Origin of the sequence: Chitinophaga ginsengisegetis (assembly GCF_900168065.1) — a bacterium.
Classification (GTDB): domain Bacteria; phylum Bacteroidota; class Bacteroidia; order Chitinophagales; family Chitinophagaceae; genus Chitinophaga; species Chitinophaga ginsengisegetis.
Window position 1 is genome coordinate 647,044 of the sequence record NZ_FUZZ01000004.1, and the last position, 18,498, is coordinate 665,541.

At 50.0% G+C, this 18,498-nt stretch carries 11 protein-coding genes; 6 read left to right on the forward strand and 5 right to left on the reverse strand.

The window, feature by feature from the left end; genetic code table 11:
- Positions 1-125 precede the first annotated feature (125 nt).
- From B5Z18_RS25295 to B5Z18_RS25315, 5 genes are all read right to left on the reverse strand, one after another.
- Positions 126-2,600 (reverse strand): glutaminase family protein, encoded by a 2,475-nt coding sequence (locus B5Z18_RS25295; RefSeq protein WP_079472311.1) that lies wholly within the window; start codon positions 2,598-2,600, stop codon positions 126-128.
- Between the two features lie 303 nt (positions 2,601-2,903).
- Positions 2,904-4,199 (reverse strand): hypothetical protein, encoded by a 1,296-nt coding sequence (locus B5Z18_RS25300; protein ID WP_079472312.1) that lies wholly within the window; start codon positions 4,197-4,199, stop codon positions 2,904-2,906.
- A 99-nt stretch (positions 4,200-4,298) separates the two neighbouring features.
- Positions 4,299-6,593: a family 20 glycosylhydrolase gene (locus B5Z18_RS25305; protein ID WP_079472313.1), complete on the reverse strand. Its 2,295-nt coding sequence runs from the start codon at positions 6,591-6,593 to the stop codon at positions 4,299-4,301.
- 110 nt (positions 6,594-6,703) lie between these two features.
- Positions 6,704-7,303: a pseudouridine synthase gene (locus B5Z18_RS25310; RefSeq protein ID WP_079472315.1), complete on the reverse strand. Its 600-nt coding sequence runs from the start codon at positions 7,301-7,303 to the stop codon at positions 6,704-6,706.
- 30 nt (positions 7,304-7,333) lie between these two features.
- On the reverse strand, positions 7,334-8,482 hold the full coding sequence (locus B5Z18_RS25315) for a putative sensor domain DACNV-containing protein (protein ID WP_079472316.1): 1,149 nt from the start codon (positions 8,480-8,482) through the stop codon (positions 7,334-7,336).
- A 234-nt stretch (positions 8,483-8,716) separates the two neighbouring features.
- Between B5Z18_RS25315 and B5Z18_RS25320 the strand changes: the two genes are divergently transcribed.
- The 6 genes from B5Z18_RS25320 (at position 8,717) to B5Z18_RS25345 (ending at position 18,496) form a co-directional block, all read left to right on the forward strand.
- On the forward strand, positions 8,717-9,301 hold the full coding sequence (locus B5Z18_RS25320; protein ID WP_079472317.1) for an RNA polymerase sigma factor: 585 nt from the start codon (positions 8,717-8,719) through the stop codon (positions 9,299-9,301).
- Positions 9,302-9,367: 66 nt separating this feature from the next.
- Positions 9,368-10,531 (forward strand): FecR family protein, encoded by a 1,164-nt coding sequence (locus B5Z18_RS25325; RefSeq protein WP_079472318.1) that lies wholly within the window; start codon positions 9,368-9,370, stop codon positions 10,529-10,531.
- Positions 10,532-10,788: 257 nt separating this feature from the next.
- Entirely contained in the window at positions 10,789-14,178 is a 3,390-nt protein-coding gene (locus B5Z18_RS25330; RefSeq protein ID WP_143313688.1) for a SusC/RagA family TonB-linked outer membrane protein, read from the forward strand.
- Positions 14,179-14,200: 22 nt separating this feature from the next.
- Positions 14,201-16,087, forward strand: a complete 1,887-nt coding sequence (locus tag B5Z18_RS25335) for a RagB/SusD family nutrient uptake outer membrane protein (protein WP_079472320.1) — start codon at positions 14,201-14,203, stop codon at positions 16,085-16,087.
- 28 nt (positions 16,088-16,115) lie between these two features.
- Positions 16,116-17,276 carry a DUF5000 domain-containing lipoprotein gene (locus B5Z18_RS25340; RefSeq protein ID WP_079472321.1) on the forward strand — a complete coding sequence of 387 codons (1,161 nt, stop codon included), beginning with the start codon at positions 16,116-16,118 and terminating at the stop codon, positions 17,274-17,276.
- 26 nt (positions 17,277-17,302) lie between these two features.
- Positions 17,303-18,496 (forward strand): DUF4998 domain-containing protein, encoded by a 1,194-nt coding sequence (locus B5Z18_RS25345; protein ID WP_159454426.1) that lies wholly within the window; start codon positions 17,303-17,305, stop codon positions 18,494-18,496.
- Positions 18,497-18,498 lie beyond the last annotated feature (2 nt).

The window sequence follows — 18,498 nt, forward strand, 5'->3', positions numbered from 1 at the left end:
TTTTTTGTTTAACGGAGTGCAAAGATAGGAATTTCTAAATTACTTCCAAACTCATTTTGAATAATTTATCCACATCAATTGAAATGAAGCCCTTTCTACACAACGCAGAAAGGGCGCAAAGCAAATCATTTCGAAGAAACAGAAACAGCAGCAGGATTAAACTTCGCATCCAGCATCTTCATAAAATACCCTCCTACTACACTCCTTGCCTGAAATCCCACCATCTTCCCATTGGTAGTTTCATGCCAGTCGCTCAGTGGTACCCGTGTAGTCGTGCCCGTTACATAGGTATATAAAGGTGCTACCAGCGCGTCAAAGTCGGAAGAGTTATCCGTGAGTACAGCCGTCCACATAATCCAGTCTGATTTGGTGTAGGTTTTACGGCTGTCCAGCGGTAGTCCGAATTTATGTTGTTTGGTCAGGTAAAAGTCTGTTTCCTTTTTGTACACCGCCGCAGGGAATAAATTAAAGTTGAGCACTTTGTCCCATACCATATTGTACTTCTGGCTCCAGGTGTTTTTGCTTTCGAAAGCAAGACTGAAATGATCGCCATCATCAGCGAGCTTCACCCAGTTGGCGGCCATCTCTTTGGCGGCGTTTTCGTATTTGGTGGCTACGTCAGTAAGACCTTGTTGTTTAGCCAGCATGGCGTATGAGCGGATACCGGCAATCGCTTTCAGGGAAAGATTGGTGTTGCGGGCGAGGTGGCCTGCAAAGTCATCGGTACATAGCTGGTTAGCGGGATCAAAACCTTCTTTCAGCAGGTATTCCGCCCAGGTGGTAAGCGTTTTCCAGTGTTTCTTGGCGTAGTCCGCATTGCCTTCTGCGCGGGCGATGGCGCCTGCCAGCACCAGCATGTTACCGGATTCTTCTACCGGCATGCCTTCACCGTAGACTTGTCCGTTGGCGAGTGGATAGGTGCCCAGGTCGTGCGCGGCGTAAGGCTCGGTGAATTTGCCGCTTTCAGAGAAATAGAAGATGCCGTTCATCATTCCTTTCAGCAGGTCCGGGTTGTAGAGCAGGAACAGCGGGGCAGATGGGTAGGTAACATCTACCGTATTAATACAGCCGTTGCTGAAGTTTTCTTTGGAAAGGAAAAGGATTTCTCCCTGCGGACTCTTAGCCAGTTTGTGTGCGGAAATAGCTTGTCTGTAGGCCAGTTCGCAGAGTTTTGCGTACGTTTCGCCGCCGGCGCTTACGGCATCTTTATGCAGCTGCGCATTGAATTTCGCGCATTTGCTGAGGATGGAAGCGTAATCGGTATAGGCGGCATTCAGTTGTTTATCGATGGTTTGGGTGGCATCATTTTTCCACCATGCTTTCAGGTTGGTATTGAAATACTGTAAAGCGTAGAGGTCATCGTAGCCGAGCAGGAACAGCTGTTCTTTAGGCGTGGCGTTTACGGTGCCCAGATCCACAGCGGTGCTAAGCACCAGTTGCTTATCCAGTTTGGTGCTGGCGGTGGTACCGTTGGCAAATGCGGCCATCGCATCACCGGCGTTGCTTACATATTGCACCGGGCGGGTGGCGGTTGGAGTGGCAATGTACATGTAACCCCAGTCTATCCGCAGGTCGTCGCCTTTCTTTTTCAGCATGGGCTGTTCTTTGGTGCCGGCTTTTAAAACGGAGAGCTGGCCGTTGGTATATTTAGAGGTGGTTACAGCCTGTGCGGGCACGTTTACGCTGATGTTAGTAGAGGCGCCAAAGTACACCTGCACTTTGTGAGCGGCGTTGTCGTTGGAGCTTACTTTATAAGAAATATAAGAGATGGGCCTCGACAGCAGCATCAGGTCGTCCATCAGCAAGGGAGAGGTAAAGGTGAGGGTTACATCTGCTTTGCCGCAGGTGAACTGGTAGCTGGTTTGTGTAGCGTTAATGTTCACCGCTGTCTGTATCCCTTTCTCTATACCTTTGTTGCCCGGAGGAGGCACCAAACGCGCAATGCCTGCATCCAGGAAGGCGCCGCCGGCAGTGTTCAGGATATGTATGGCCAGTACGTTGCCTTTCGCCTTCAACTTACTTTTTACGGCATCTGGTATTGGTTTATAGATGTATTGATTCAGCCAGCCTTTATGCCCGTAAATTTCTTCTCCGTTGAGGTATACAGTAATATTATCATCATGAGAGATTTTCAGGAATAACTCTGCGGCCGACAGGTCGCCGGCATCGAATGTTCTCCTGGTCCACAGCTCGCGGCTTTCCCAATGGGTACCGCCGGAGGCTACGTTATCGCCAAATGGCGCTTTCCCTGATTTCCAGGCTTTGTCGTCAAAGGAGTTTTGCATCCAGCCTTCTGCAGGGGCGGTTTCGGTGTACTTCACCTGGTAAGGCGCTTCATCGCTGGTAGCGGCTATGGCCTGGTAGCTCTGTTCGTTTTGCCCCAGCACCCGGTAAGTTATGCCATCCACCTTTACAAACCCGGTCAGCGACTGAGCCGCGCCGGTCCAGTGTTTGGTGGTGCTGCCATTCAATTCATCGGTGGCCGACCAGATACTGAAGTAAGGATCATGCGTGATCAAAGGATAAGACGGAGCCTTTTGTTGTGCTACAGCGCTGCCGCCAATGCCCAGCAGGGCTAAAAATGCAAGTGTTCTCACCATAACGGGATTTGATAAATCGATTAAGCGTATTAAATACAATTATTAAATGTATTACATTTTCCGGGGGAATCATAACCGTTCATAAAAAAACGTCCCGGTCCCATAAACGTGATTAGTAGCAGCTGTCGAGTAAAATATCTCCGGAGGAAAGAAAATAAAAAAGCGCAAACCCTACTCCCGCCTTGGAGGCCCTGAGAAGCCTTGTCAGTACGTTTTCGGATCTGCGCGTATCTTAAATTAATTAAATGCCGTGCATGTAAGGAGCGCAAAAATACACTTTTGCATCAAATTCTTCACTAAATATTAGTGGAAGAACGCAAACCATTCCGGACGGGAACGGATCAATGTGGCAATCCCCCATATCAGCACCGCCATACCTAACGCGCCCCACGCCTTCTTATTCTTCCAGCTCCAACCCAACACCACCGGCAGTTCCCAGTACTTGATCAGCAAATACACCAGCAGTCCGCCCATGCCTGTCCAGGTAAGTAAAAGTATCCCCAGTTGTGATCCCATCACTACCACCGCAAAAAGAAAGCCCAGTGTAACCAATTGCAGCCAGATATAGTTTTTACCACCGCTGTGAATTACATCTGCTATGGAGATAAACAGCAACGCCCCCGTCAGGAAAACGGTCAGCATCAGCAATGCCTCTTTCAGCAATACCGGCGCCAATAACAACACCACCCACACCAGCAGGGAAATAAGCACATAAGAGGCGGCACGTTGATCTTTGGGTCGCAGCCGCTCATAGGAAAAAGGAAACAGTAAACGGCTTAATGCCTTTTCCATGCTCCGTAAAGGCGGCAATGTAAATACGCCCACCATAGCAGGCACTATCACTTCATACGGATACCACACATCCGCGCACACCTGCATCACCCACAACACTGCACCGGATGTAAGAAGCGCCGGCACAGATACATATAAAAAAGCCTGCAACGGCGTGTTGTAATGATCAAAACTCTGCAGGATAATATGCGTGTACTGCTTCGCAAAATACCGGCGTGTAAGGATAGCCGTTAGTTGCGTCCACAACAGCACCAACCCCACGTGAATCACAACGGTACGGATAATCAGTTCCGGGATCAAAGGCCCCCAGTAAATACCCGCCAGCGCTACTATCAGCAACTCCCAGCTAAGCATCTGCGGCGAAAATAACCGCCGGAACAACGGATAAAAATGCCTGACCAGCCATTGCCAGGCGCCCGGCAAATACCGGCCAATCAGCTGCACTGCCGCAAAAGCAGCTACCAGTGCGGCCAGTCCCAGCAACAGCCGGGAAGCGGTAAACACGCCCCGGAGCGCCTGCAGCCGCGAAGGCTTCTTAATAGTATAGGTAAGCTCTGTATTATTCAACAACTCTGTTGCCAGCAGCTTACCCTGCTCTGGGGTAATAGCGCTCAACGCCGGTTGGTGCACACGCCAGAAGCTGTCTGCTTCCGCAGCACTTGCCCAGGTGTTTAAGGTGCCATATTGATACAACAACGTTCTTTGCTCAGAACTAAGGGAGGCCAGGATCTTCGCCAGCGCAGCATCTGTTGCAAATGCCGGTTGACCGAGGATTAACAGGAACAGGAATATTTTTATAATACGCATAGATGGTATCAAAAATAACAAAAAAATCCACTTCCCAAAAAGTAAAGAAGCGGATAGCTTACCGCTACCCGCTTCCTTTATTTTTTAAACACCTCTTTTTTATAACCCTGCTCCCAGCCAGCTGTCCGGCACGGGTTGCAGCTTGCTGCCATTTACGCTGTATTCCAGCTTCAGCGTGTATCCGCCTCCGCCTTCTACAAACGCTGCTTTAATGGGATGCCAGCCTTTCTCCAACGCTACCTGCCCGCTTTTCTGCAACGGCGCATGCCAGCCATCGTTATTCACCACTTCCTGGTCGTCAATATATAATATGGCGCCATCATCTGCGGTGAGGTAAAAGCTGTAGATGCCGGTAGCCGGCACATTGATATAACCATACACCCTTGCGCCAAACGGACCACCGCCTTTACCCATGCCTTCCGGAATGATAACGTTGTTCACACGGATGGAGCTGTCGGCCTGCTCCTTGATTTTGGTAGCGCTTTTATAGGCGCCCTCAAAATAATCCAGCTTTAAACCCTGCCGCGCATCTTTCACCACGGTAGCTTTGCGGTAGGCTTCTTTGCGGTAACGAAGGGTGTAAATATCGCCCCGGTTGCCCGCCGGACTGAAAGCCGCCAGCTTTATGGTTTGCGGCTCACGGATAACATAGTTGTCCGGTAACACGGCTGCCTGCTCACCCGGAATAGTACCATCCGTTGTATAACGGATAGCCATGTCCGTTAGTGGCTTCTTTACCTCCAGCGTCACCTGGTCTACAAACACATTATCTTCTGTAAAACCATCCAGGTCAGGTAAGCGGTAATGTACACCCAGCAAATCCAGGCGTTTGTATTGTTCGTTCAGGCGTAGCAGGTAGCTGTCGTAATTGTTGCGGTTGGTCCACAACACTTCGGCCAATGCGGTCATGCGCGGCATAAACATATAGTCGGCGCGCTTCTCCGAAGGAATGTATTCTGTCCAGATGTTTGCCTGCGCACCCATAATGTGCTTCGCTTCATCGGCTGTTAAGCCTTTGGGCACCGGCTGAAAATGATATACATTATAAATGGAGTTACGATCCGGAACAGCATCAAAATACAGCGGGTTGCCTGGCGTCATGATCACTGCGTTGCCATGCCGCGCTGCCTTTACAGGAGCATCAGGCACCCAGGCGCGCCAGTACATCAGCACCGCCGTAGGACTGATACCTCCTTCCAATATCTCATCCCAGCCAATCAGCACCTTGCCTTTCGAGTGGAAAAATTTCTCCATCCGTTTTACAAAATAACTCTGCAGCTCTTCTACCGTTTTCAGGTTATTGGCCTTCATCACTTCGGCACACAGCGGAGAGGCCGCCCAGCTGGTTTTCTCTACTTCATCCGCACCGAGGTGAATATATTTGGAAGGAAACAATGCGGCAATTTCTGTAAACACATCTTCCGCAAAAGCAAAAGTAGATTCGTTACACGGACAAATCGGCGTGGAGAAAGTCTTACCCCAGCCAATTTCACCGCTGCAGGCAAGAAATGGATACGCCCTGATAGCCGCCATCATATGACCCGGCATGTCTATTTCAGGAATAATTTCCACCTGCCTGTCGGCCGCGTAGCGGATAATACCCTTCATCTGTTCCTGCGTATAAAAGCCGCCATACAGCGTTTTACCATCTTTATGAATGATGTGCTGCGTATCAATAGCCATGTCAGGATTGCTGACAGCCATCTTCATACAAACAGAATCCTGGTTGTTAAACTCTCTCCAGGCGCCCTGTGAGGTAAGCAACGGGTACTTTTTTATTTCTATGCGCCAGCCCTGATCATCGGTCAGGTGCAGGTGCAGCTTATTCATTTTATATAATGCCAGTAAGTCGATGAATTTTTTGAGATAATCAACCGAGAAGAAATGACGGGATACATCCAGGTGCATACCACGCCAGCCGTAGGCCGGATGATCTTTCAGGAGCATGGCCGGAATGGCGATACTTTTTAACGCAGGTGCTGTTTCTACAGCAGCCGGCATCAGCTGCCGTAATGTTTGAATAGCGCGGAAAAATCCTGCCGGTGTGCCGGCGGTGATCAGCAACTGTTGCGCGGTTACGTCCATCGTATAGTCTTCCGCTCCTGCCAGCGCGGTGTTCTGTTGCAGCACAATGGCGCCTTTCACGGCTTTCTTTGTCACGCGTAATGGCTTACCCAATGCCTGGGTCAACAACGATTGCAGTTGCGCCGTTTCGGTAGTAAAGGCGGTCCGGTTAGCCGGCAACACCAGTCTGGTAGCAGGCGTAATTACAAATGAGCCCGTCCTGGCCTCCAGTTGCTGCGGATAAGGAATTAAGGGATAGCGCTCAGATTGCGCGAAGGTAGCCTGCATCAGTAAACACAAAGCCCCTGCAAGCAAGAAAATCTTCTTCATAAAAAATCTCGTTAAAGCATGATGTCCAAACGGCAAACCTAATAAGAAACGTTGCAGTAAACTAATGGGATCTTCGCTTATCATGCAGCTATATTAATCCGCTGCGGATGCTAATCGCTGTAATCCGTTATTTTCAACAGGTGAAAAAACTCTTCTTCGGGCAGTTCCCTTACTTCGCCGGGTTGCAGATCCCCCAGTAACAGGTTTTCGATAGACACGCGGATCAGCCGCTGGCAACGGTGACTCACCGCCCCTACCATTTTACGCACCTGGTGGAATTTCCCTTCAGTTAAGGTGATCAGCAGCCAGGTATGCGGCACTTTAAAAGGCAGCTCCCGCGGATGATCAAACAATCCATCCGGGCGCTCCACTATCTCCACCCGGCACGGCGTGGTAATATATTCTTCGCCTTCGCCCACGCAAATAGGCACGCCCTCTTTCAAACGCTGCAGGGTGGCTTCGCTCATCTCTCCTTTTACTTTTACGAGATACGTTCTCTCATGCGGCATCTTCCCCTGGAACAGCAACCGCGTCACCTTTTTATTGGTGGTTAATATCAGCAACCCTTCGGAATGATTGTCCAGCCGGCCAATAGCATGCGTCCCTTCCGGGAACTCAAACGGCAGCTCCCCCAGCAACCTCACATCGTGAGAGCTGACAAACTGCGACACCATATCAAAAGGCTTGTTAATAATGAAGTATCTGTGCATAAAGAGGCTGCAAAGTAAGGAATAGCGCCGTTATATCAGCAGGATATCGATCCGGTGCGCCTGTACCAGCTGCTGGTGATTGGACCAGGAAAATATAGTAAAGTACCCATCCTGCGAAGCTACCAGCGCCTGCGAATCGTGCTGGTCGTGCACAAACTGGGCAGCAGATAAATGCCGCGTTCCCCCGATGGCAGACGGATGGATCAGCGTAGGCACGCCGCCTTCTATCGGCTCGGCCAGCAATACTTTATCAATCGGCCACGCATCTTTGGCGCGGGTGATCTTCGCGCCAAAAGCCAGCAACTCCTGCTGATCGTTTACAATAGTAGCGCCATCTACGGCAGTAAGCCCGGTAATGTTCTCCACTTCGCGGCGGAGCGCATTCTGCCAGAAAATTTCGGTTACGCTTTTGCCATCATACCGCAACAGGTCCGCCACCCCGGAAAAGGCCGGGTTGATGGGATATTGAAGCGGGTGAATAATGGATTCGCGCCAGGCGTCGCTGTTGGAGGGTGTTACCAGTAAAATACCACCCCGCTTATGCGCCCGCATAGACACGGCTATTTGTATCAATACGTTTACGCTGTTGTTCCACAAACAGGAAGGCGTTAACCCCAGCAGGGATTTCAGGATCGGCGGACTATCAGGCAACATTCCACTGTCTTCATTCACCACCTTTACCTGGTCGCCGCGGAGCATAGCCACATTGGTGAATTTACCCAAGCCGGCTGCGCGGCGGTGTTTTACCACCAGCAGTCCCGGCTCCGATACGTCCAGTACAAAGCAGAGGTTGGGTAATTTTATAGTAGTGCCCCATACATACAGCTCGTCGCCCACAGGCCATACACCAATATGAATACCGGGGCGTTCCACACCCGGCGCCAGTTTGGTGAGCAGCTGCGGCGTAAGCAGCAGGGGTTTTTCAAAAAGCAGGGGCTTGCCCGCCTGTACAGGAGGCAAAAACGCCAGGGAAATCCGGATGGCATTCCCTTCTTCCTTGCGGAGGCTGGCCCAAAAGGCTACGTCAATAATCTTTTCCACCTGCCGGGCAGCCGGCACCGTGGCGAGATCATCCTCCCCGTTCTCTTTCGCAGCGCAGAGATGTTTCTTAAAATGTGCTTCTATTGTTCCGGCCACCTTCGCGGCAGCCTGGTATGTTGCTTCGTTTGCTATTTCCATAAATCCGGGTCACATTTAATCGTCCTTATATAATATTAAACCGCTAATTTAAATCATTTAGGAATAGCAGGCGGTGACCGGGAGGTATGCAGCAGGTAAGCGCATTTTTGGTAAATATGGTAGACCATGCCCCTCGCTGCATTTACTAAAAGCTAAAATACTATTAATCGCGGCGAATTTACGGTTAACAAGCTATCTGTAAATCAAGTAATTTGGGTGTACTTGTAACCACGTATGGAAATTAACACCTACAATGAAAGAGAGCTTTTGTTGAGCCTCGCTCAAGGCAACGATCATGCCTTTGCGGGGGTATTCCATCACTACCGTCACCGCATATACGCTATTGCTTTCCGCCTGCTCAACTCTGCCTCACAGGCCGAGGATATTGTACAGGATGTTTTTATGAAGATGTGGCTGAAGCGCTATGAACTCCATGAAATCAGTCACTTCAAAGCATACCTCTTTACTACTACCCGCAATCATATTTTTACCTCGCTGAAGCTGCTGGCCCGTGAACAACTCATGGAATCAGAACTGTCGGCCACCATGGTGCAGGAAGTAAGGGATGCCCACATCATCCACAAGGAATATGAACAGATCCTCCAGCATGCTATTGCCCAGCTGCCGCCCCAGCAGGAACTGATCTATAAACTCAGCAAGGAAGAAGGACTGAAAAGAAATGAAATCGCCGACCGCCTCCAGCTGAGCCCCGAAACCATTAAAGTACACCTGGCCAACGCCATGCGCTCTATCCGCGCCTTTTGCCTCACCCGCATGGACCTCAACACATTCCTGATCCTGTTATGGATGTGCAGTTAAAAAAAATTTCCCCGGGCACTAACCCATGTGCTTCTTTTTATAGTCTCCTTAATCAAATCGCTATTCATGACAGTATCCCGATTCAGATACCTGTTTGATCGTTACTACACCCGGCAATGCACCCCGGAAGAACAACAGGAGTTTATGCTCCTGATGGAACAGTCAACACATGACGAAGAACTGAAACACCTGCTCGACGAACTGCTGCTGCACGCAGATGACGACGCCGGCGCCATGCCGGACGACACCGCTGCCAACATGCTGCAACAGATCATGGAAACAAAAAACAGCGAACCACAGCCTGCGCCTATCCGCGTTATGCCGGTATGGAAACGCGCAGCCATAGCAGCCTGTGTACTCGGCGTACTCGCGCTGGCAGGCTATAAATTATATGTAAAAACCAGCGCCGTTAACAGGCCCGTGGCCAGCAACCACGCCCCCGCCCGTAAAGAAGAACACGCCCGCCTGGTACGCGGCGATGGCGCAGTGATCGACCTGGAACAACATAAAGATGCGGAAGTAGATGTACAAACCGGCGTATCCGTTGCCCGTAAAGGCAACACGCTTTCATATAACAGCAACAATTCTATCACCCCCACCATCAATACGCTTTATACCAATAAAGGTGGTACCTACCAGCTGGTATTACCCGACGGTACCAAAGCATGGCTCAATGCCGCTTCCTCCATCCGTTTCCCCACCGCATTCACCGACAGCACCCGCGAAGTAACCATCCAGGGAGAAGTATATTTTGAAATAGCGCAACAGGCCAGTCAGCCTTTTATTGTAAAAGCCAACACCATGAAAATAGCGGTACTCGGTACCCATTTTAATGTGATGGCATATGAAGAAGAACAAAATATCTGCACCTCCCTGCTGGAAGGAGCCGTAAATATCATCAGCGGAAACACGGTACGGCAAATGAAACCAGGCCAGCAGGCACTCGTAAACCGCGAACATAATGGTATCAGCATCAGCAACGCCGATGTAGATGCAGCTATCGCCTGGAAGGAAGGCCGCTTCGAATTTAATGGCAACATCAAAAGTATTATGCGCGAACTGGCCCGCTGGTACGATGTACAGTTTGTTTATGAAGGCGAGCTGACAAACAAAGCTTTCGCCGGTACCTTTTCCCGGCACGACAGCCTGAAAGATATTTTGCAACAACTGGAATTAACAGGTAGTATTCATTTCAACATCAACGATAAAACAATAACAGTAAGTCCGTAAAAACCACGCGTATTTTTTTTAGTTATGAAAAAAGAAATAAGTCAGCCAAAATCAACGACAGCTTAACATTCAAAGCTTTTACCGACAGTGAATAAGCAGCAGCGGCCAGTACGCACCGGCGTAGCTATGCCCTTATGTTCCTGTTCCATCATCAACCTTAATAACATGCTAAATCGCAGTAAAAAATGATGCAAACTTCTCTGAAAGTCCGCCATAACCGGTGGCATGTTTCATCGAACCAAAAACTATTATGCTTTATGAAACTAACCTTTCTACTGCTGCTCGCCGCCGTTCTGCAGGCTCACGCCACCGGCTATGCGCAGCCCGTTACGCTCCACGTAAAAGCAGCCCCGCTCACGGAAGTGATTAAATCAATCAGGAAACAAACCGGGTATGTATTTGTGTTTGACCTCCAAATGGTGGAAAACGCCAGACCGGTTAACTGCTCGCTGGAAAACGTTCCGCTGGAACGCTTGCTGGACGATATTTTCCGGGACCAGCCACTTACCTGGACCATCGTTAAAAAAACAATTATCCTTAAAAAGAAAACGCTCATCGCCTCCACCGTTCCTACCGGCGTGGTGCGCATAAAAATAAAAGGACAGGTAACGGAAAGCAACGGCACCCCTATGGTAGGCGTGTCCGTTGTAAATAAAACATCCCGTACCAACGCCCTCACCGACGAACTCGGCATCTTCACCATAGAAGCCAATGTAGGCGACAGCCTCCTCTTCACCATGATCGGTATGCTGCCACAGGCCGTACAGGTGAAAAACGATAAACTCCTGAAGATAACGATGCAGCAAAAAGTATCGGATGTAGGAGAAGTGGTAGTGGTAGCCTATGGCACCCAGAAAAAAACCAGCATGGTGAGTGCGGTTACCAGCATCAATCCAAAAGAGCTGAAAGGCCCCACCAGCAACCTTACTACCATGCTCGCCGGCCGCCTGTCGGGTGTAATCTCCTACCAGCGCAGCGGGGAACCCGGCAGGGATAATGCCAGCTTCTTTATACGTGGTATTACTACTTTCGGAACCGGTAAAGTAGATCCACTCATCCTCATCGATGGTATGGAATCCAGCACCAACGATCTCGCCCGCCTGCAGCCGGATGATATCGCCGGTTTTTCTATCCTGAAAGATGCCACCGCATCATCCCTCTACGGCGCCAGGGGCGCCAACGGCGTGGTATTGGTAACCACCAAATCCGGCGTGGAAGCAAAAACATCTTTTAATGTACGCTTCGAAAACTCCATCTCCAGCAATACCCGCAACTTCAAATTTGCTGACAACATCACCTATATGAAGCTGGCCAATGAAGCCGTGCTTACCAGGTTCCCGCTGCAGGATGTACAATATTCCCAGTCGAAAATAGATCATACCGCCGCCGGCGATGATCCGCTGCTGTACCCGAATAATAACTGGATCGAACAACTGATCAAAGACTACACCGTAAACCAGCGCACCAACTTCAACCTGAAAGGCGGTGGAAAAGTAGCCCAGTTCTATATTGCAGGTACCTATAATGTAGACAACGGCGTACTGAACGTAGATCAGCGGAATAACTTCAACAGTAACATCAAACTAAAAAATTATTCGCTGCGCTCTAACGTAAACATCAACCTTACTCCCACTTCGCAGGCAATTGTACGTACCTACGGCCAGTTCGACGATTATAACGGACCAGTAGGCGGCGGCGCCGGCCTCTTTTCACAAACCGTGTGGGCCAATCCCGTGATGTTCCCCGCTGTTTATCCCGCCAGCTATGCACCGGAACTGAAACATCCATTGTTTGGTAACGCGGTGAAACCAGGCTTTAACAGCCTGCCCGGCAACGGAGGCAATCTCTATAACAACCCTTACGCCAACTCCGTTTCCGGCTACCAGCAATACAATACCTCTACCCTGCTGGTGCAACTGGAACTGAAACAGGATTTCAAATTCCTGCTGCCCGGACTCACCGCCCGGCTCATGGGTTACACAGAACGCTACTCCTATTTCGATGTTACACGCAGGTACACGCCTTATTTTTATACCATGAAGTATGACCAGTTCACCAAACAACCGATGCTTACTTCACTCAATACCAATGGTACCGAATACCTGGGCTATGAACCCGGTAATAAAGTACTCAACACCACCGCATACATGGAAGCCGCGGTGAACTACAACCAGCAGTTCAATAAAGTACACAACGTGTCCGGTATGCTCATCGGCCTGGTACGCAACTACCTTACCGCAAACGCCGGCTCGCTGCAAACATCCCTGCCACACCGTAACCAGGGCGTATCCGGCAGGTTTACGTACGACTACGACAGCCGCTATCTCGCGGAATTTAATTTTGGATACAACGGCTCTGAAAGGTTTGCCAGCAACCACCGCTTCGGATTTTTCCCCTCCGCCGGTATCGCCTGGAACCTCCAGAACGAAGCCTTCTTTAAACCGTTCTCCAAAAAAATAGATAAACTGAAACTCCGCGCTACCTACGGACTGGTAGGTAACGACCAGATCGGAAATGAAAACGACCGCTTCTTCTACCTGTCGGAAGTAAATATGAACGACAATAGCAAAGGCGCCTTCTTCGGAGAAAGAAGAAGCTACTACCGCGATGGCGTATCCGTGAACCGTTACGAAAACCGCGACATCACCTGGGAAAAATCATACAAAACAAATCTCGGTATGGAACTCGGCCTCTTCAACGCCATGAACATTACTTTGGATGTGTACCAGGAACACCGGAAAAATATCCTCATGACACGCAGCACCATCCCCAGCACAATGGGACTGAATGCCGCCACACAGGCCAACGTAGGCGAAGCCTCCGGTAAAGGCGTGGATCTCTCCGTCGACTATACGAAAAGCTTCAACAACAATTCCTTCGTACAGTTCCGCGGCAACTTCACCTACGCCACCAGTAAACTGCTGGTAAATGAAGAACCCATTTACCCCGAAGCATACCGCTCCCGCGTAGGACAACCACTTTCCCAAGCCTGGGGCTATATCGCAGAAAGATTATTTGTAGATGAACAGGAAGTAGCCAATTCCGCCTACCAGAACTGGGGACAGGCAGTAATGGGCGGAGATATCAAATACCATGATGTAAACGGCGACGGGCAAATCAACTCCTCCGATGCCGTACCCATCGGGTTGCCCACCACACCGGAAATCACTTACGGCTTCGGGTTTTCTTTTGGCTACAAACAACTGGATCTTAGCTTTTTCTTCCAGGGCTCTGCGCGTTCTTCCTTCTTTATCAGCTCCTACGAAATTTCACCGTTCGTACTCAACGGAGGCGGGCAACATGGCCTGTTACAAGCCATTGCAGATGATCACTGGAGTGAAAGTAACCGCAACCTCTATGCGATGTGGCCACGCCTCAGCGATTACTTCGTGAACAACAACAATCAAACGTCCACCTGGTGGATGCGCAGCGGCGACTTCCTCCGGTTAAAGTCGCTCGAAATGGGATACACTTTTCCCAAAAGGCTGCTGGATCGTGTACGCATGACCAACGCACGCATCTACGCCAATGCCTCCAATCTTTTTGCCATCAGCAAATTTAAAACCTGGGATCCTGAAATGGGAGGCAACGGACTTGGCTACCCGGTACAAAGGGTTATCAATATGGGAATAACCCTGGGACTTTGATTCACCGTTTAACTGTGCAAATATGAAACATACCAATACGCTCAATATACGCCGCTACCTGCAATGGTGCGGACTATGCATACTCCTGCTATCTGCCGCTTCCTGTAAAAAATTCCTCGATGTAGTGCCGGATAATGTGGCCACCATCGACAATGCTTTTACCATGCGCGCAGAAGCAGAAAAGTACCTGTTTACCTGTTACTCTTATCTTCCCAACAGCGCGGACCTCTCCACCAATCCCGCCCTCGTGGCCGGCGATGAATTCTGGATGGTACGCCCATACAGCACCAGCGAAACACCCTGGCAGGTAGCACAGGGTTTCCAGAGCGCCAACAACGTGTATATGTCTAACTGGGGCTGGTACTACAGGGCGCTGCGCGACTGTAACATCTTCCTGGAAAATATCCATAAAGTGGTAGACATGCGCCAGAGTGAAGTAAACCGCTGGAGTGCAGAAGTGATTTTTCTCAAAGCATATTATCACTGGCTGCTGCTGCGCCAGTACGGCCCCGTTCCCGTGATCCGGTACAACCTCCCTATTTCCAGCACTGCCGAAGAAACCAAAGTGCCACGCGAACATGTGGATACGGTATTCAGCTACATCTCACACCTGCTGGACACCGCCGCTGCAGGATTGCCGGAAATCATTGCGGACCGCTCTACAGAACTGGGACGCATCACCAAACCGATTGCACTCGCCATCAAAGCGCGTGTATTGGTAACCGCTGCCAGTCCGCTGTACAACGGCAATACCGATTACACCGCTTTCAAAAACCCGGACGGCGCTCCCCTCTTCAATACCGCCTACGATGCCAACAAATGGAAAGTTGCCGCTGATGCCTGCAAAGCAGCCATCGACGCATGCGAAAGCACCGACATGCTGCTCTACACCTTCAGCCAGCTTGGGGTAACGTTGTCGGATACACTCACCCGGCAGATGTCTATCCGCAACAGCACCTGCGAACAATGGAACCCGGAAATTATCTGGGCCAACCCCAGTGTAAGCACCTACGAAATACAACGGCAGGCCATGCCCCGCCTCGATCCTGCCCGCATAGGCAATGAATCGGTACTGGGCAGCCTGGCGCCGACAATGAAAATTGCAGAGCAGTTTTATACAGACAAAGGCGTGCCTATGAGCGAAGACAAAACCTTCGATTACGCCGGCCGCATGAAACTCAGAACGGCGGTGAAAGCAGAAGGAGAACTCATACAGGAAGGATACACCACCGCAGCCATGCACTTCAACCGCGAGCCACGCTTCTACGCCGACCTCGCATTCGACGGCGCCATATGGATGATGCAGAAGAAAATGTTCCACATTGAATCCAAAGCAGGCCAATGGCAAACCCGCAAAAATATCTACGATAATAACGTTACCGGCTACTTCGCAAAGAAACTGGTGAATTGGAAAAGTGAAATCCTCGAAGGACAAGGCCTCTTTGTAGAAACGCACCCCTGGCCGGAAATGCGGCTCGCCGACCTGTACCTGCTTTACGCAGAAGCATTGAATGAATCAGCAGGCCCGCAACCCGCCGCATTTACCTATATCGATAAAGTACGCGCCCGCGCAGGATTGCAAGGCGTACAAGCCGCATGGACCGCCTACTCCCGGCAGCCCGGAAAATACCAGACCAAAGAAGGGTTCCGCCAGATCATTCAGCAGGAAAGATTAATAGAACTCGCAATGGAAGGCGCCCGCTTCTGGGATCTCCGCCGCTGGAAAAAAAGTATGGAAGAACTGAACAAACCTGTTACCGGTTGGGATGTGGACCAGTCGGACCCCATATTCTATTACCGCGTCAGAACCCTCTACCGGCAAACGTTCCAGACCCGCAACTACCTCTGGCCGCTGGAAAACTGGGACCTGCTCAACAATCCGAAACTGGTGCAGGGCTTTGGATGGTAACCTTTCATTTATTTAAAACGCACACAACATGAACCACTTTAAATATATCCTGCCGCTTGCCTGCTTACTGCTGGCAGCCGCCTGCAAGAAAGAAACACATCAGCCGGTAAATACCTCCGGCGAAAAACCTGATGTAGTAACAAATCTCAGCGTTACAAATTTGCCGGGCGCCGCAAAAATTACCTACAGCCTGCCCGATAACAAGGATATCCTGTATGTAAAGGCCGTGTATGATATCAGGCCGGGAGAGAAACGGGAAATAAGATCATCTTACTATAATAATTTCCTCGTGGTAGATGGCTTTGGCGATTCTGCCACGCACGAAATTTCGTTGTACGTGGTAAGTCGTAATGAAACAGCCTCCGATGCCGTAAAGACTACCATCAAGCCGTTGTCGCCGCCCATGCTGATTGTACGCAAATCGCTGGAAGTAAAAGCAGACTTTGGCGGTATCAACCTCACCTTTAAAAACGATACCAAAGCAGATATTGCCATCGTTACCCTCACCACCGATTCCTTAGGTGCATTCACCTCTTCTGATGTTCATTATACCAAACTGGAAGGCGGCAACTATTCCATCAGGGGCTTTGCCGCAGAAAAAAGAAAGTTTGGATTTTTTGTAAGAGACAGGTGGGGTAATCAGTCAGATACCCTCATACAGGAACTGACGCCCATCTTTGAAAAACTGCTGGACAAAGCGAATTTCAGGGAAGTAAAATTACCGGGAGATGTGGACTACGGCTGGGGCCTGCCTATCCCCAACCTGTGGAACGGAACCTTGTGGCACTCCGCAGATAAACTCGATGGCATGCCCATGTCTATCACTTTCGACCTCGGCGTAACGGCGCAACTGAGCCGCATTACCCTGTGGCAACGGCCCAATGAATGGATCTACCTGCAGAACAATGTCCGCAAGTTTGAAATATGGGGCTCCACCAATCCCGCCTCCGATGGCAGCTGGGACAGCTGGACCCGCCTCGTGGAACATACTGTGATCAAGCCTTCCGGCCTGCCCGTAGGACAAAAAACACAGGACGACATAGATGCCAGCATCGCCGGCGAACAAATGACCGTGCCACTGGACGCTCCACGTGTAAGGTATATCCGCGTAAAAATACTCCGCACCTGGACCGATGGCGGATACGCCGCCAATATCCAGGAAATGAAGTTCTGGGGTAACGACAAATGATGATCATCTTACCAAAAACAAAATTTATGCGCATCCTTCATTCTATCATATTATATAGTGTACTGCTGACAACCATCAGCGCCTGCACCAAACAAAGCGACTATAAAAAATACCTGGGCAACGGCGAAATATTGTACACCGGTAAAGCAGATTCACTCCTGGTACACGCCGGCCGTAATCGCGTACAGCTGTCCTGGTTGCTGATCTCCGATCCAAAGATCAGCCGCGCCAAAATTTACTGGAACAACCACAAGGACTCCGCTATGCTCGATATTAAACGCACCAGCGGCGTGGATACCATCCGTTACTTTATCAGCAACCTCGAAGAACGGGCCTATACCTTTGAAGTGTATAACTACGACCGCGATGGTAACACTTCCGTAAGATCAGAGGCAACCGGTTTTGTATATGGTAGTTTTTATGAAGAAGCCCTGCTGACCAGGGCTTTCAGCAACGCAGAAATGAAAGACGGTAATGCGGAAATAACCTGGACCAACATCGATACCACCGGTGGTATCATTGGTATGCAACTGCAATACACCACCAGCGACAACGTGGCACACGACACCATTATCGCCGCAGAAGCAGAAGGCCAGGTAACCGTGCTTAATAATTATCTTTCTATGAGTAGCTTCCGCTACCGCACCCTGTACATACCGGATAAACTTGCAGTAGATACCTTTCACACCCCTTATGAAACAAAAGGCGTAAAGGAAGATATCACGCAAACGTATATACGTAACCCAGGGAATCCTTTTATACTCGATGATACCAAACCTTTTAGTGGCCGCTTCGGACAGGTGAAAGACTGGCAATACAATACCGAAGCATCCAAAAACGGCACCTATGATAATATTGATGGCAACGGCCGGCTCACCATGTGGATCTGGGGCAACGGCCCTATCACCAACGGAAAGATCTACCAAACCTTTGCCCTGCCCGCAGGCGAATACCGTTTTGAAGCAGAAGCCTCCAATATTGATAACACCCTGGAAAATACCTGGCTGCTGGTGGCCGCAGGCAACGCCCTCCCCGATGTGGACCAGGTAAATACCGCATTGGGCGCCGCAAGGTTTGTAAACAATAATAATAAATATGCCTCTGCCGCATTTACGCTCGCAGCGCCGGCTACCGTTACCGTGGGATTCACCGGCACCTTTACCAATCCCTCGGAACAAACCATCCGTATAAGCAAAGTATTACTGATCAGAGATAAATAGCA